14 protein-coding genes and 1 tRNA gene are annotated in these 16,800 nt (G+C 39.0%); 4 read left to right on the forward strand and 11 right to left on the reverse strand.

Going from position 1 to position 16,800, the window contains the following annotated elements; translation table 11 throughout:
• The first annotated feature begins 87 nt into the window (after nt 1–87).
• The 3 genes from ACULEU_RS08210 (at nt 88) to ACULEU_RS08220 (ending at nt 1,764) form a co-directional block, all read left to right on the forward strand.
• Nucleotides 88–972 (forward strand): coiled-coil domain-containing protein, encoded by an 885-nt coding sequence (locus ACULEU_RS08210; RefSeq protein ID WP_445452120.1) that lies wholly within the window; start codon nt 88–90, stop codon nt 970–972.
• Nucleotides 973–1,032: 60 nt separating this feature from the next.
• Nucleotides 1,033–1,188 (forward strand): SsrA-binding protein, encoded by a 156-nt coding sequence (locus ACULEU_RS08215; protein WP_445452121.1) that lies wholly within the window; start codon nt 1,033–1,035, stop codon nt 1,186–1,188.
• 81 nt (nt 1,189–1,269) lie between these two features.
• Nucleotides 1,270–1,764: a hypothetical protein gene (locus tag ACULEU_RS08220; RefSeq protein WP_445452122.1), complete on the forward strand. Its 495-nt coding sequence runs from the start codon at nt 1,270–1,272 to the stop codon at nt 1,762–1,764.
• A 489-nt stretch (nt 1,765–2,253) separates the two neighbouring features.
• On the opposite strand, the gene ACULEU_RS08225 is transcribed toward ACULEU_RS08220, so the two are convergent.
• From ACULEU_RS08225 to ACULEU_RS08235, 3 genes are all read right to left on the reverse strand, one after another.
• A tRNA-Arg gene (locus tag ACULEU_RS08225) sits at nt 2,254–2,327 on the reverse strand.
• A gap of 87 nt (nt 2,328–2,414) precedes the next feature.
• Nucleotides 2,415–3,830, reverse strand: coding sequence for an MATE family efflux transporter (locus ACULEU_RS08230; RefSeq protein ID WP_445452123.1), 1,416 nt, complete (start codon nt 3,828–3,830; stop codon nt 2,415–2,417).
• Between the two features lie 463 nt (nt 3,831–4,293).
• Nucleotides 4,294–5,586, reverse strand: a complete 1,293-nt coding sequence (locus ACULEU_RS08235) for an MFS transporter (RefSeq protein WP_445452124.1) — start codon at nt 5,584–5,586, stop codon at nt 4,294–4,296.
• Between the two features lie 137 nt (nt 5,587–5,723).
• Between ACULEU_RS08235 and ACULEU_RS08240 the strand changes: the two genes are divergently transcribed.
• Nucleotides 5,724–6,296 carry a pentapeptide repeat-containing protein gene (locus ACULEU_RS08240; protein WP_445452125.1) on the forward strand — a complete coding sequence of 191 codons (573 nt, stop codon included), beginning with the start codon at nt 5,724–5,726 and terminating at the stop codon, nt 6,294–6,296.
• Between the two features lie 23 nt (nt 6,297–6,319).
• On the opposite strand, the gene ACULEU_RS08245 is transcribed toward ACULEU_RS08240, so the two are convergent.
• The 8 genes from ACULEU_RS08245 to ACULEU_RS08280 form a co-directional block, all read right to left on the reverse strand.
• Complete coding sequence (locus ACULEU_RS08245) at nt 6,320–7,780, reverse strand: magnesium chelatase (RefSeq protein WP_445452126.1); 1,461 nt, start codon at nt 7,778–7,780, stop codon at nt 6,320–6,322.
• Between the two features lie 178 nt (nt 7,781–7,958).
• On the reverse strand, nt 7,959–9,077 hold the full coding sequence (locus ACULEU_RS08250) for a vWA domain-containing protein (RefSeq protein WP_445452127.1): 1,119 nt from the start codon (nt 9,075–9,077) through the stop codon (nt 7,959–7,961).
• 152 nt (nt 9,078–9,229) lie between these two features.
• Nucleotides 9,230–10,270: a GMP reductase gene (locus ACULEU_RS08255; RefSeq protein WP_445452128.1), complete on the reverse strand. Its 1,041-nt coding sequence runs from the start codon at nt 10,268–10,270 to the stop codon at nt 9,230–9,232.
• A gap of 258 nt (nt 10,271–10,528) precedes the next feature.
• Complete coding sequence (locus ACULEU_RS08260; protein ID WP_445452129.1) at nt 10,529–11,122, reverse strand: tRNA-(ms[2]io[6]A)-hydroxylase; 594 nt, start codon at nt 11,120–11,122, stop codon at nt 10,529–10,531.
• Between the two features lie 46 nt (nt 11,123–11,168).
• The gene (locus ACULEU_RS08265; RefSeq protein ID WP_445452130.1) at nt 11,169–13,619 is read right to left on the reverse strand and encodes an outer membrane beta-barrel protein; all 2,451 of its coding nucleotides are present in this window, start codon (nt 13,617–13,619) and stop codon (nt 11,169–11,171) included.
• Nucleotides 13,620–13,734: 115 nt separating this feature from the next.
• On the reverse strand, nt 13,735–14,412 hold the full coding sequence (locus ACULEU_RS08270) for an ABC transporter ATP-binding protein (RefSeq protein ID WP_445452131.1): 678 nt from the start codon (nt 14,410–14,412) through the stop codon (nt 13,735–13,737).
• A 1-nt stretch (nt 14,413) separates the two neighbouring features.
• Entirely contained in the window at nt 14,414–15,670 is a 1,257-nt protein-coding gene (locus ACULEU_RS08275; RefSeq protein WP_445452132.1) for an ABC transporter permease, read from the reverse strand.
• On the reverse strand, nt 15,670–16,758 hold the full coding sequence (locus ACULEU_RS08280; protein WP_445452133.1) for an efflux RND transporter periplasmic adaptor subunit: 1,089 nt from the start codon (nt 16,756–16,758) through the stop codon (nt 15,670–15,672). The genes ACULEU_RS08275 and ACULEU_RS08280 overlap by 1 nt, the downstream gene beginning before the upstream one ends.
• Nucleotides 16,759–16,800: the final 42 nt, after the last annotated feature.

Genomic DNA, 16,800 nt, shown 5'->3' on the forward strand with positions numbered 1-16,800 from the left:
TTGCAAAACCTTTTTTTCAAAAAAAACGAATTATTTTAAGTTTGCGACAGTAAATCAATAGTATAATTTTTAAAAAATTTGAAGGTTATGAAAAATAGATTCTTGTATTCACTGCTATTCATCACATTAGGGCACTGTGCCCTTTTTGCACAAGACCAAAAATCATCTGTTGCCTCGAATGACAACATTTATATGACGTGGAATAAAAACACGCCTGAGAGTGAAATGAATGACGATATTGCAGCGCTAAAAGAACACGGCGTAACTATTTCCTACTCGGATGTAAAACGAAACGGCAAAGGAGAAATTACAGCAATTAAAGTAGCGTATGCCGATAAAGGCGGCAGTAAAGGAAGTCTGTCTTTGGACAATACTAAACCAATCAACACCATCAAATTCTACAAACAGAATGATGAAGTAGGATTTGGAGAACCAAGTGATGCAGGTTTTACCAACGGAAATGCCTTTGCCTATGGCTTTACTCCTAACGATATGATGAAAGGATTTCCCTTTGACGGTAGCGGAGACAGCTTGCCAGGACAGCAATTTCAATTCGACTTCCCTAACGGCAATGCCTTCGGACAATCTAGCTCTAAAATAATCATTAAAAAAGAGGGTAAAAAACCACTTATACTTCAAGATGGTAATGTTGTAGAAGGTGGTGATGATTATACTAAAGAAGAATTAGAAGACATCAAAAACAATAATAAAGTGGAATCTTTCTCCGGCTTTGGAGAAAACGGCTTCGGAAATTTTGACGAGCAAATGAAAAAAATGCAGCAGCAAATTGACGAAATGATGTCGCAGCAGTCGTTTAGCAAACCTAACAAAAAATCAAAATCAGAGATGGAGAGCGCTAAAGAAGAGTTGCTGAAAGCCAAAGAGGAAATGCAAAAGGCTAAAGAGGAATTCGAAAACGCCAAGAAAGAAATTGAAAAAGCCAAATCAAGTCTGAAAACACAGAAAGCCTAATATAAAAAAGCAAGTCCAATGGACTTGCTTTTTTTTTATACTTTTACCTAAAATAAAGTCATGTACCAACTTCTTGCTAAACTCAACAAACTCCTTTTACCTAGCTTTTCCAAACATCAACTCGATTTGGCAAAAGCAAATAAATGGCAAATGGCAATTATCGGTTGGCGGTATTTTATAACAACCAGAGCTTTAAGAGCTTCCGAAAAAGTATAAAAGAGCTTATAGTAATGCCTTCTCGTTTAAGATGATAGTGCATTAGAATAATTACATTTTTTTCAGTACAACACTATTTATATGCTAAACTTCATCATAACTTATCTGCCTTTCATTCAAAATAGCTTGTCCAATTTTCAACTGGTTAGGTTACAAACTCAAATTGCTGAAGACGAAGAATTTAATATTTTTTTATTCGGCATTCTACTTTTAGGGCTTATTTTCATTGGTATCTGTATCCTAATCGTAATACTATCGTTGCTTATTGTTTTTGGATTTATTGCCGTTGGTGCCTTGTCCACCTCAGTCCTTATCAGCATTCATAAAAAATCGATTACAGCGGGATTTAGAAGTTTTGTTCTCATTTTTTCGACAATTGCAACGACGGTGTTTGGTACTATTACTTTTTGGTTTCTCAATAAAATTGTTCATTGGTGGTCGCAATCCACAGCGTTACTTGCTGGAGCTCTAATCGGTTTTGTCAGCGGGTTGATTATCGGTCTCTTGGCAGCCTATTTAATTAAAATTGGCGCCGCTTTTTTAAAAAGTAAATTCAACAGAAAAGCCGAGAACTAAGCAAAATTCGCTTTAAAAATTCCTTAAAACAAAAAAATGATCAAGTAAACTTGTCATTTCTCCTTCAAAGATAACCTTTGGATTCACTAGGTTCTTCCAGCAAAGCTCCGCTTTGATAATTCCATAAAACAAAAAAAATGATCATGTAAACTTGTCATTTTTCATCCAAAGATAACCTCTGGATTCACTATGTGCTTCCAGCAAAGCTCCGCTTTGAAAATTCCCTAAAACAAAAAAAATGATCAAGTAAACTTGTCATTTCTCATCCAAAGATAACCTCTGGATTCACTACGTGCTTCCAGCAAAGCTCCGCTTTGAGAATTTCCTAAATCAAAAAAAATGATCAAGTAAACTTGTCATTTCTCATCCAAAGATAACCTCTGGATTCACTACGTGCTTCCAGCAAAGCTCCGCTTTGAAAATTCCCTAAAACAAAAAAAATGATCAAGTAAACTTGTCATTTTTTTTTTGTTTCATGGAATTCATTCGTGACCTCGACTGGATTCAAACCAGTAACCTTCTGAGCCGTAATCAGATGCGCTATTCAGTTGCGCCACGAGGCCTTTTTTGTGGGTGCAAATATAGCCAATACTATTAAATCCGCAAATGAATAACGTAAATTTTATTTAATTTTTTGAAAGCCTTAAAAACTATACCTGAATGGTCTTCCATTTTCCTTTCTTAAAGAAATAGAACGCCAACAGAGCCAAAACGGTTTCCGCTGCAGGAATGGCAATAAAAGAACCTACAGGTCCCATAGCTAGATGAACAGCCAATAACCAAGCTAAAGGTATCTGAATTACCCAAAAGGTAAAGATGTTAATCCATGTTGGGGTTTTGGTATCGCCCGCACCGTTTAGCGATTGTATCATGACCATACCGATACCATAAAACACATACCCAAAACCAATGATGCGGAGTGCCTGACTTCCATAAGCCAAAATCTCGGCATCAGAAGTATACAAACTAATGATAAATTCTGAAAAGCATACAAACAGCAGGGTTACGATACTCATAAAAATGATATTGTATTTGGTCGTCAGCAGCACGCTTTGCTCGGCTCTTTTGGGTTGTTTGGCACCTAGGTTCTGACCCACCAAGGTTGCTGCCGCATTACTTAATCCCCAAGCGGGTAAAATAAAAAAGACCACATTTCGAATCGCAATCTGATAGCCGGCACTGGCATCGGTGCTACCGGTCACCGAAACAATATACGTCAGTACTATCCAACTGCCACTCTGTATGAAAAACTGAAACATCGCCGGAGTAGCAATACCTAACAACGATTTAATGATTTCAAAATTGGGCTTGAAATAACTGCGGTATATCTTGATCACTCTGTTTTTCGCAAACAAATGATAGCATTGATACACTACGCCTGTTGTTCTTCCAATAGCTGTAGCAATAGCAGCACCCACCAATCCTAATTCAGGAAAAGGGCCTACGCCATAAATCAGTACCGGGCATAAAATGATGTTGATGATACTGGCTAACCAAAGACTGCGCATCGCCATAGCGGCATCTCCAGCACCTCGAAAAATCCCGTTAATCAGAAATAGTAAAATAATGGCGGGACTACTGGAAAAAATAATTTGGGCAAACGACGTCCCTTCAGCTATAACTTCGGGCTTTGCTCCCATTAGCGACAAAATATCCGAAGCAAAATAAACTCCCAAACAAGCAACTACTATCGCAATAAGCAAGGAAATGGTAATCGCCTGCGCTCCCGATTTGGAAGCTTCATCAACCTCTTTTTCACCCACACGCCGTGCGACAATGGCCGTGGCTCCTGTACTCAGACCGATTCCCAAAGTATAAACTAAAGAGATGACAGCTTCGGTAAGACCAACCGTGGCAACAGCGACATCGGCATTGGGCAAATGACCCACAAAATAAATATCAACCACCGCAAAAACAGATTCCAAACTCAACTCTAATATCATCGGAATAGACAATAAAAGGATCGCCACTTTTACATTTCCCTGTGTATAATCGTGCTCTTCCCCTTTCAGAGATTGCTTAATCAATCGCCATAAAGTTTTTATTTTACTAGTATTTAAAGACATAGTATCGTATTGTTATAAAATTCAAAAATAGCGCATTTCGTTGTAAAAAAAAGAGCGGCAAGCTCTTTTATGATTACAAGTGGCTTTCCTTAAAATTTTACAAATCACTTCGAAAATTGTATAACATGAACTAACTATGTATGGTGTAGCTTTGTATAAATCAAGACCACGAAAGGATATTTAAGAGGTATTCCATTTAGATGATTACGACTTGGTCTGATGAATTGTTAGGATTGTTGTAAATGTTTCACTTGTCGCTCACTGGTATTTTAAATTGAATATAGGGAGATTCAGTGGCTGACCAAAGCGACCAGAAAGAACAACCAGAAATGATACTCTTTTACAAGAGATTTTGATGGTTTTCTGAAACAATTATTAAAAAAAGAAGTGACGGTTGAGAAATTAGTTTAACCAATGCTATCCTAACGTAAAGAGCTTTGCTCAGAAAACAGTGTAATTCACATTACACTGTTTTTTTATGCTGTTCCACTTCTTTCTCTTCAAAACTAAAATCTCGTAATTGAGGTGCTTTGAAAAATGTAAAGACGACTACGCCCAATGTAAGACAACCGCCAACGACTACAGCTTTTACCGTTCCCAGCCAATTGGCCATGACGCCACTTTCGAAATCACCGAGTTCATTCGACGAGCTTACAAACATAGTGTTAACTGCTGAAACTCGGCCTCGCATAGCATCGGGAGTTACTAATTGCAAAATGGTACTTCGGATAACGACACTAACCGCATCAAACATTCCCGACAGCAATAACATTGCAAACGAAAGATAAAAATTAGTCGATATTCCAAAAACAATAATAGACAACGCAAAGCCCGTTACACTGATAAATAATTTTCTTCCAGGATACGTTTTTAAGGGCAGGAATGCCAACAATCCTAAGGTTAGTAAAGCGCCCATTCCCGGTGCTGCTCGCAACATTCCAAACCCCATTTCGTTGACGTGTAAAATCTCTTTCTGATATACCGGAAGTAAGGCTACCGCACCTCCAAATAAGACCGAAAAAATATCCAAAGACAAGGCCGCCAAGAGTATAGGCGTTTTAACCACAAACCGCAATCCATCGGAAACACTTTGTAAAATGGGCTCTTTGACTTTCTTTAAAATGGGCTTCACGGTAATAGATAATATCGGAATAAACAAGAACAATTGAATGCCTAAAACAATAAAAAGTCCGTTAGCAATTCCAAACCAAGCAATTCCGAAACCGGCAACTAAAGGTCCCAACACAGCGCCCATTTGCCAGGACATACTGCTCCAACTCGTGGCGTTGGCATAATGCTCTCTCGGAACGACCAATCCAAACAAAGAAAACATCGATGGGCTAAAAAAGGAACGCAGGATACCACCTAAAAAAACAAAGAAATAAATGAAGTAGACAATAGTGGAAACGGAAAGATTTTTATGCGAACTCGGCAACGCCAGTACCGCCAAACACAAAGCAATAACGATGTAACCCGACAAACATTGCAGAATCATTTTTCGTTTTTCACTCTGATCTACAAAATGACCCGCAATCAACGAGCAACCAAGAGCCGGAATGACTTCGGCTAGACCTACCAAACCTAAAGCAAGCTTGTCGTTGGTGATATGATATACCCAATAATACAAAATGGTTGATTGCATATTAAGAGTAAATATCACTCCGAAACGCGAAGTCAGGAATGCTTGAAACTCTTTTATTTTGAGTGATGGGTTTTTATAAAAAAAGCCGGAAATGGAAGTCTTTTCCTGATGCATAGTCCATGAATTGTGGGGTAAATTTAGTCTTTTGCTCGAAAAAAAGCAGCAACTAAAACGATGTTTATGTCAATTGTAACATCAGGCAAAATGATACCTTCAAAAAAACGCTTAGCTTTACGCCTTAAAAAAATACTATGTCATCAGATTATATATTGGATTCTAAATTTGAAGCTGTTTTCTTTCTCGAGGCAGATATCAAGTACAAAGAATATGAAAATTGCGCGTTCCATAACTGTGATTTTACCGAATGCACGTTTCAAAGTGTAGCCTTTATCGACTGTACCTTCTTTGATTGTAATTTTAACGATACCAAAGTCAATTATGTCTCGCTTCGTGGCGTGCAGTTTACCGGATGCAATTTTACCAATGTCAACTTTGCGATGACCGATCAGGTGATTTATGAATTTCACTTTAAGGATTGCCAATTGGACTATGCTAAATTCTATGCTTTGAAACTCAAGAAAATGCAATTCATCAATTGCAGTATGGTTTCGGTGGATTTTATGAAAAGTGATTTGACCGAAGCCGTATTTGATAATTGTAACCTGCGAAGAGCAGTTTTTATCGATACCATTGCCAACAAAGCCGATTTTTATACCAGTTATGACTACACCATCGACCCAGAGAAAAACAAACTTAAAAAAGCGATTTTCTCTGCGGATGGTTTAAAAGGGCTTTTGGAAAAGTACAATTTAGTTGTAAAGTAACATACTAAGTAGTTACACTAAACCTATTGTAATTTACTAATATAACTTCCATATAAATCTTTAAATTGATAACCGGAGTCTGCTCTATCTTTGCTTAACTTATCGTATTCTACCAATCCCCAAAGTACGAATTCTTTGAGAAAATAGCGGTCTTCTAATGGAATTTCAGGTTGGTATTTCTGAAGTAAATCGTCTAACGGTTTTATGGCGTCTAATTGTTTTCTGTACTCTTCCTCGGTAGCTTCGTCTAATAATTCGAATCCGGTTTCGGTAAAAAACCATTCCAGAATTTTGGCATACGGACTACTCTCGGCATCGCGTTCCAATTTCTCAATTTTAGGAAAATAGGCAGGGAAAAATGTATGAATAGCATCTCCAATCAAGTGTTGCGCTACAATAGCTGCACCTTCCTGCTCGCCTTCATAAACCAATTCTACCTTACCTGTTATGGCCGGAATGATTCCCATAAAATCGGATAATCGAACCGAAGTGGTCTCTGCGCCCGATTTCAAGGCTCTACGCTCGGCGGTGCTGAGTAAATTTTCATAAGCGGTAATACTCAAACGCGCACTGACGCCACTCTTATTGTCAATGTATTCACTTTCTCGAGCTTCAAATGAAATTTGCTCTAATAAATCTTTGGCTAAATTAGGCACATGAATAGTTTCTGTTTGAGAAGCGTCCAACTTGGCTTCCTGATGGGTAATTGTTCTTGCGATAGCTACATTTTCGGGATAATGTGTCAAAATTTGCGACCCTATTCTGTCTTTTAAAGGCGTTACGATACTACCTCTATTGGTGTAATCTTCCGGATTGGCAGTAAAGACAAATTGAATATCTAACGGCATTCGCAATTTGAAACCCCGAATTTGAATATCACCTTCTTGTAGAATATTGAACAAGGCAACCTGAATTCGGGCCTGCAAATCGGGTAATTCATTAATCACAAAAATACAACGGTTAGCTCGTGGAATCATTCCGAAATGGATCACGCGGTCGTCGGCATAGGATAATTTTAAATTAGCCGCTTTTATCGGATCAACATCGCCAATTAAATCGGCTACTGTTACATCAGGCGTTGCCAATTTTTCTGAAAAACGCTCACTTCTGTGTATCCATTGTATCGGCGTTGCATCGCCTTTTTCTAAAATCAAATCTTTAGCAAAACGAGAAATGGGTTGCAACGGATCATCATTGATTTCAGAACCAGCCACAATTGGCATATATTCATCTAACAACGTAATCATCTTTCGTGCTAAACGGGTTTTGGCCTGACCGCGAAGTCCGAGTAAATTAATATTATGGCGGGATAGTATAGCGCGTTCCAACTCCGGAATCACTGTACTTTCAAAACCATGAACCCCTTCAAAAACAGGCTCGCCAGCTTTTAATTTCGCTCGTAAGTTATCCCGTAATTCCTCTTTAATACTTCTGGATTGGTATCCTGATTTCTTTAATTCGCCTAATGTTTTTATATCTTTCATTGTTTTCTCTATAGTGTTTTTTTGTAATTGTTACTTAAGTTTTACTTCGGTTTGCGTTAGGGATAGCAGTGGAAATCCTTTTTATTGTTTTAGAAAAAGCATCGCGACTGCGCTCGATGTGACAAAACAATAAAAAGATTGAAACGAATAGCCCGACCCGCAGGGAAACGCCCAAAAATTATTTAATTTTCTTTTTCCTATTGGTCTCATAATCCTCAAAAATCATTTCGCCTAAACCTTTTAATCCGGTGTAGAACGCCTTTCCTTGATTGGCTTCTGTAAAGTGATTTACAAATTGCTGCAAATAAGGATCATTGGCAATCATGAATGTAGTAATAGGAATGTGCAGTTTTCGGGCTTGTTGTGCCTGATTGTAGCATTGTTCTACAATGTATTCGTCTAGTCCGTTGGAATTCATATAGTAGGTGCCGTCTTTTTCACGCACACAACTAGGCTTTCCATCAGTAATCATGAATATCTGCTTGTTGGTATTGCGTTTTCTGCGCAGCATGTCCATCGCTAACTGTAAACCTGCCACTGTATTCGTATGATAAGGCCCAACTTTTAAATACGGTAAATCCTTAATCGCGATAGGCCAAGCATCATTACCGAACACTAAAATATCAAGCGTATCTTTGGGATAACGGGTCGTGATTAATTCTGCCAACGCCATAGCCACTTTCTTGGCCGGTGTGATGCGGTCCTCTCCGTAAAGAATCATGCTGTGACTGATGTCAATCATCAGAACGGTACTCATTTGCGCTTTGAATTTGGACTCTTCGACGACCAAATCGTTTTCGGTCAACAAGAATTCGCCTACCCCATTATTTATTTGAGCATTTCGTAGGCTTTCTGTTAGCGAAATACGTTCGAGACCATCACCAAAATGATAGTCGCGGAATTCTCCCGTCTGTTCATCACCGTTACCCGAATATTTTGTTTTGTGATTTCCGGTGCCGGATCTTTTTAAATTCCCGAAAATTTGGTCTAAGGCCTGCTGGCGAATGGCTCTTTCTGTTTTTGCGGTAATAGCAGTACCTGAGGTTCCGTCATCTTGAAGTTCTACACGGATGTATCCCTTTTTCTTTAAATCTTCTATAAAATCATCAATAGTATAGCTGTTGTCTGTTAGTTTGTATTCTACATCCAACTGTCGTAACCAATCGATTGCCTCCTCAAAATCGCCCGAAGTATGTGTGATTAATTCCTTAAAAATCTCAAACAATTTATCGAAAAGCGATTGAAACGGAGCTTCGTATTTTCTGAAGATGAATCCTTTTTTTACGTGCTTTTCCATAAGTCATAAAATTACTGTTTAAATTAGATGTAGTCCTAAAACGAATCCTAATTTTTAGTTAAAGTAACAACAACAATCATCACCACACTATCGAGAATCCATGAGCAGCCTTCTCGATACTATCTCGTCATTCATGACGAACCTTATAAAATTTATTTGGTAAACACTCGGTTTTCTTGTTCTATTACTCGGATAAACGTCGTTCTTTTGGTAAGTTCTTTGAGTTTGGAAGCGCCTACATAAGTGCAGGTGCTGCGGATGCCTCCTAAAATATCGTGAAGCGTATCGATAACCGCGCCTTTAAACGGAACCTGGACTGTTTTTCCTTCGCTGGCACGGTATTCGGCAACGCCACCAACGTGCTTTTTCATAGCGGTTTCCGAACTCATGCCGTAAAACTGTTTGAACTTTTCGCCTTTGATTTCGATCATATCGCCTCCGCTTTCGGTGTGTCCGGCTAACATGCCTCCCAGCATGACAAAATCGGCTCCCGCTCCAAAGGCTTTGGCCACATCGCCCGGAATAGCACAACCGCCATCACTTATGATGTGTCCACCCAATCCGTGAGCCGCATCGGCACATTCAATAATCGCAGAAAGTTGCGGATAGCCTACGCCCGTTTTCACTCGAGTCGTACAAACAGAACCCGGTCCGATACCTACTTTTACAATATCGGCACCTTCTAGAAGCAATTCTTCTACCATTTCTCCGGTAACGACATTGCCGGCAATAATGACTTTATCGGGGAATTGTTTTCGGGCTTGACGCAGAAAATTGACAAAGTGTTCCGAATAGCCATTGGCGACATCTATGCAAATAAATTTTAGATTTGGATGGTTCTCAAATATGGCAGCGATTTTCTTGAAGTCGTCTTTCCCGGTTCCGGTGCTTACGGCGATATAATCGGCGATACTTTTTGGCGCTTTTTGGAGAAAGTCATTCCATTGCTCCAGCGTATAATGCTTGTGAATGGCGGTAAAGAGTTTTTCTTTGGCCAATGCCAATGCCATTTCAAACGTACCGACAGTATCCATATTGGCGGCCATAATGGGGATTCCTGTCCATATTGCCGTGCTGTGCATGAATTTGAATTCGCGTTCCAGACTGACTTGAGCCCGACTGTTTAAGGTGGAACGTTTGGGACGTATCATGACGTCTTTAAAACCCAGTTTGATATCCGTTTCTATTCTCATTTTGTGCGTTATTGAATGTACTCAAATATAAGATTTCATGGATGAAACCAAGTCATTATAGCAACGAAATATTGAGTAATTTATTAACAGATGGCTGTCTTTCCCGCGAAGGCGGGAATCCAAACCAGGCACACAATAGCTTCCCGCCTACGCGGGAATGAGAAATGTTGTCGCTAGCCCCGATGGTAGCGGCACCTTCTATAGCGGACAGCGGGAACATGCGTCCTTAAAAAAGGGAAACGTTGTGCTCCTAAAAAATTACCCGTGAATGGTTTCTTTATTCCCATAATTAGCGATGACGGCTGCTTCAAAAGCAATCCATTCACGCCAGCGTTTTTCAACGTCGATGCCTTTGCCGTATTTTCGGGCATAGGTGATGAAAGTAGTGTAGTGACCTGCTTCGCTTTCCATCAGTTCGCGGTAGAATTTGGATAGTTCTTCGTCTTGGATGTTTTCCGACAGCACTTTAAAACGCTCGCAGCTACGGGCTTCAATCATGGCTGAAAAAAGTAAGCGTTCTACCAAACCGGAAACCCGACTGCCCGTATTGCTTCGCTTCATGTATTGGGCTAATTCGTTGACGTAATCATCTTTTCGCTCCCTGCCAAGCTTGAGTCCGCGCTTTTTGATGATGTCATGCACTTGTTCAAAATGATCTAATTCTTCTTTGGCAAGCGCCAGTAAATCGGTTACCAAATCCTCGTGTTCCGAATTGTTGGTGATGATGGTTATGGCATTAGTGGCGGCTTTTTGTTCGCACCAAGCGTGGTCCGTTAGGATTTCTTCAATATTCTTTTCGACGATGTTTACCCATCTTGGATCGGTTGGCAATTCTAAACGTAAGACTCCCATACTACTGCGGTTTCAAAATTAAAGTTCAAAAATACACAAATTCCCGTTACTCTTTTACCCTATTTTTTTCGCTGTCAGCACCGCTCGCATTATGCTGCTCTTTTGATTTGAAGGCATTTCCAAAACTATAGGTAAATGTGAGTGCCGCGAATCGACTATCGGGTTTGTTTACCCAATTGGCGTCTGTAAGTCTTAAATTATTGATGATTCCGTTATTGATATTACCGTAAAAAGCATCGTTTACCGAAAATTGAAGGCTTCCTTTATCCTGCATGATTTTCTTTTTAATGCCAATATTTACGGCACCTCGCGCTCCAAGGGTAAACTGAGACGATACAATATCGGTTTGATAATACCCTCCTATTTCACCGGACCAGTCTTTGGAAAAAATAAAAGAACTATTTCCAGAAAAATGCCAAAACGTTCCCGAAGTATCTAGATTTTCTGTGTAGAGTTTGCTTTTGAATTTGGAATGGGTAATTTCGGAATACAGATTAACGTTCCACCATTTGTAAAAGGGAATGTCAGCGGTAACATTGATACTGTAGTACTCGCTTTTACCAATATTTCCTGGTCTGCTGTAGTAGATGCCTTCATCAATTTCTATGGTTTCATTAATATCGTCTCTGGTGTTGCCGTAGCTTACTGTGGTCGAAAAGTAGCCTTTATAGCGGTAGGACAAATCAACATTATGAGCAAAGGAAGGATTCAAGAACGGATTACCGCCATAGTAGGTAAATCGATCCAGTGGACTAATAAACGGATTTAAGTCTTGAAAATACGGGCGATTGATGCGCTTTCCGTAGGAAGACACCAATTGATTGTTCCCGATAGAATCCAATTTGTACTGCACATACACGGTAGGAAACAGATTGGTATAGCTTCTTTTAAACTGTGAAGCCGGTTTTTCTAGATTGCCCAATTGATTTCCTTTGGAATAGGTATGTTCCAATCGCAATCCGGTTTGCAAGGTGAACCTTTTGTAACTGGTATTGAAATTCACATACGCTGCATTGATGATTTCGTTATACCTAAAATGGTTGCTGGTATCGTAATTTGGAATCGGAATGTTGTTAATCACATCGCGGTAATCGGCAATATTGTCGGTTTTGGAATAGCTGACTTTGTATCCGGTTTCCAGCGAACCGTTATTCTTTAGTGGCTTTGCGTAGTCGGTTTTAAAGGAGTAAATGTCAATCTTGGAAGGCAAATTACCGCGTAATTCGTTTTGATTACTAATCGAATTGTCGGGCTGAAACACTGTATTATTGAATTGCTGTTGGGCATCAGTACCGTATCGTAAATAATCAAAGTCGGCCGTAAATTTGGTTCCCACACTATCGATATCATAGCGGTAATTCAGATTCAGTCCGCCATTTTTAAAGGTATTTTTTTCGCGGTTTTTGGCAATGATGGTCGAATCGAGAACCGAGTTAGCGTCAGACAAACGGCTATTGACATCGCTTTGGCTACTTCCGGATCGGAAAGTCCCAGTAACACCTACTCCCAAAGTCGTTTTTTCATTGATATAATAATCGGCTCCCACTTTCCCATTGACATTATTGCCGGTTCTTGTCATGATGCTGGTTTGATCAAACAAGCTTTTAATAGTCAAATCCTCATTTTTGAAGCGTCGGAAAATGTACAAATCATTGAGCCCATTTTGATAGTTATAGCTAAGATTTCCAAATACCTTGACGTTATTGTTTAGGTAATTCAGGTTCAGTCCCTGTCGAGTTTGAGCTCTTTTACCGAGAGAAGCTCTTGAGGTAACGCTTCCGTTAAAACCTTTGACTTTTGATTTTTTGGTAATGATGTTGATGATTCCCGCGCCACCTGCAGCATCGTATTTTGCCGGAGGATTGGTCATTAATTCGATTTGGTTGAGCGTACTAGCCGGTAACGATTTTAGATAGGCTTCTAAATCGGCACCCGATAAATACGTGGGTTTATCATCTATAAAAACAGCGACACCACTTTTTCCTTTAAACGTAATTGTCCCGTTTTGGTCGACGATGATTCCGGGAGCTTTCTCGAGAACATCCATCGCATCGCCACCGGAAGCCGAAATCAGAGCATCAACATTCAACACTGTTTTGTCTATCTTGTTTTCCACAAACATTTTCTTCTTTTGAACCACGACTTCTTTGAGCGAATTGGCTTCTGTGGGTTGCAGCGTAATTGTGGGCACTATAAAAAGTGGTTGGTCTTTAGATAGGCTAATGGATTGGCTTTGAAAAAGTGTATATCTATCGTCTTCAATGACAAGGGTATAAGTATCATCAAGAAGGTTAGGAAATTCAAAACTGCCGTCGTTTTCAGAAATCTGAGTTTTGATAAGTGTAGCGTCTTTGGCTAGCAGCAGTGATATTAAAATACCGTTTGCCGAAGTTTTTTCGGGATGGATTACTTTCCCTTTAATGCTTCCCGTTTGGGCTTTTAACGAAATACTAATGAGGCATAGCAAGCCCGCTAAGAAATGGATTTTGATTTTCATGATGGATGATTTTTGATTTGATGATGTGCATAGTTAGCCCTTTTGTGGCGAAAATCTATTAAAAAAATCATAAAAAATGGTGTTAACCATTAGACTGTCAAAATCATAATGACGGTTAAGACACAATAGAACCGTCTTCCATGGTGATGGTTCGGTTGGTTCTTTTGGCAAAATCATTATCGTGCGTTACTATTAACAATGTTTGTTTTTCTTCTAAAGTAAGTTTGTTAAAAATATCAAACACCATATCGCTGTTTTTTTTATCCAGATTTCCGGTAGGCTCATCACCCATGATGATTAAAGGATTGTTGATTAAGGCTCGGGCAATGGCCACCCTTTGCTTTTGACCGCCACTCAATTGATTGGGCATTTTTAGCGCTTGATCAGCCATATCTAATGTTTTTAGATGTGCGATGGCATTGTGTTCAACTTCGGCTTCAGAAAGATGCTTTAGTTTAAGTCCGGGCAACATGACATTCCGTAAAACATTGTATTCCGAAAGCAAATAATGGAACTGAAATACGAAACCAATTTTTTCATTCCGAATTTGAGCGAGTTCTTTGTCTAATTTTCCGGTAATCAATTCATTTTGAAGCATTATTTCTCCTTCATAATCCGTATCCATAGTGGAAAGCAGATACAATAAAGTCGATTTCCCACAGCCCGATTTCCCGACGATAGAGACAAACTCGCCGTGATTGATGCTCATATCAATCGACTTTAAGACCTGAAATTTAATCGGGTCGTAAAAGTACTTAGTCAGGCCTTTGGTTTCTAAAACAGTAGTGTTCATATTATTTTCCTCTGATAATTTCTACAGGATCTATTTTACTGGCTTTTAAGGCCGGAAATAAACCGGCAATAAAAGTGGTGATGAGTGCAAAGACAATTCCGATTACATAAAATATTGGATTATAGTTTATCGGATAGGTTTTAACGGTGGGCAACGACGCGGTATTGAACGGAATAACATCAATAATATTGGAAAAAATATAACCAAAGAGCAATCCGAATACACCACCAGTAATTCCGATAACCATCGATAATGAAATAAAAATCCATTGGACATCGTTACCCGAAAAACCGGTGGCCTTTAGAATAGCAATGCTGTCCATTTTTTCAAAAATCATCATGTTCAGGATGTTGTAAATTCCGAATCCAGCCACAATCAACAATACGATTCCAACTGCATACGAAATGATACTTCTGATGGAACTGCCCGTTTCAAATTGAGAATTGGTGGTCTGATAGTCGATGGTATCTAAGTTGAACCGTTCTTTAAATTCTTTTGCCAAAGCGGGTGCAGTGGTGATGTCATGGGTTTTTACTTGAATATCCGTAATATAGTTGGTTGGTTCTCCCAAAACTTTTTGGGCAGTTACCAAAGACGTATAGCTCATCGTATCATCAATATCGGCAATACCAATTTGAGAAATTCCGACTATTTTAAGTGAAGCCAAATTGCCTTTGGAAGTTGTCACTTTGATGATATCGCCTTTTTCCAAAAGCATTTTTTTGGCCAGACCTTTACCGATGATAATGCTGTTATTCTGAAGCAAATCGGGCACTTGACCCTCGATCATGTAGTCGCTTATTTTGAATAGCTTTTCTTCGGCCAAGACATCAATTCCGTTAATAACTCCCGAAATTTCGATGGTACCCGAATTAAAGAAAACGGGTGTTGTCACTTTGGGAGCCACATCAATAATACGTTTGTCCTGCTTTAAAGTGTGGATAATCGATTTACAATTGTAGATGGCTTTTCCTCTGTCTTTCGGCTTTACTGAAGATATAATATGAATATCATTTTTATATTTTTCTGAATACGAAATGGGTTGATTTTCAGAAGGTTTTATTTCGTTATATAAACGAACATGTGGCGTTCTATTGAGCATCAATCCATCCAGCAAATCATTCATTCCATTCATAAAACCAATAAGCGTAATAAACATCGCAATGCCAAAAGTAACCCCAACAGCAGCTACGATAGTTTGCTTTAATCGCGCCTGAAGCAAGTGCAGGGCTATGTTTAAAATCAATTTAAAGTTCATTATTTAGGTTTGTAAATGGTTTCTTCAGCAGTTAAACCTTCCAAGATTTCAACATGATTGTAATCGTTTAAACCTATTTTGACTTTGCGTTTTTCATCTTCATTGACCAAGACATATTCTTTGTCAACTAGATAGCTTTTGGGGATGGACAGTACATTTTTTTTAGTTTGAATAATTATATTAGCTTCCGCCGTAAGGTTTGGATATAATTGTTGGGGCGGATTGATAAAATGAGCTTCAATTTTAAAAGTTCGGGAGCGCACGTCCATAATGGGGTAAATCTTGTCGACTGTAGCTTCAAAAACTTTTCCTTGATAACTGTCCATACTCACTTGCATTGTTTGACCGATTTTGACAAGAACCATATCGTTTTCATCCACATTCAATTCGAGGACATAAGAGTTCTTTTCACCAATTATAGCCAAAGGCGTTTGGGTGGTAATTAGAGTTCCTTCCTTGACTAAGACATCAAACAACTCGCCTGAGAAAGCACTTTTGATGGTAAAATCGCTTTGATTTTTTTGATTGATTTTTAAATTGATATTGCTTCGGCTTTGTTCGTTTTGCAACTGCGCTTTTAATTGAGACAATTGTTTTACAGCGGCTTCGTAATTGGACTTCGAATTTTTATAAGCCAACTCGACGCGTTCGTAATCTACTTCGGAAATCACGTTGTATTGCTTGATGTTTTTATTACGGCTGTAAATAGATTGATCTAAAGCTAACTTATCTTTGGCTGCCTGAACTTTAGTTTCCATTTCCGAGATTTTGTCCTGAATGTAGCGACTGCTTTCTTGACTTAACTGATAGGCCAAACGTGCATTTTCGGTGTTTAAGGCTGCCTTATCACTTTCAATTTGAAACAATGATTGTCCTTTGCTGATGGTAGCTCCCGCTGTAACATTGATGCTTTGCAGAATACCATTTACAGTAGAAAAAACGGTATATTGGTTTTCCGATTTAATGACACCAGAAGCGTAGACACTTTCTGTAATGGTTCCTTTTGTTGGTTTTATCTCATCGGAATCTTTTTTGCTGCAAGAAAAAACAATAAGTGAAGAAAAAAATAGTATGTGATGTAATTTCATGGAGTTTTCGTTAACCATTTAAGGTACTCAAATTTACGACAA

It is taken from the genome of Flavobacterium sp. 25HG05S-40 (assembly GCF_052654735.1).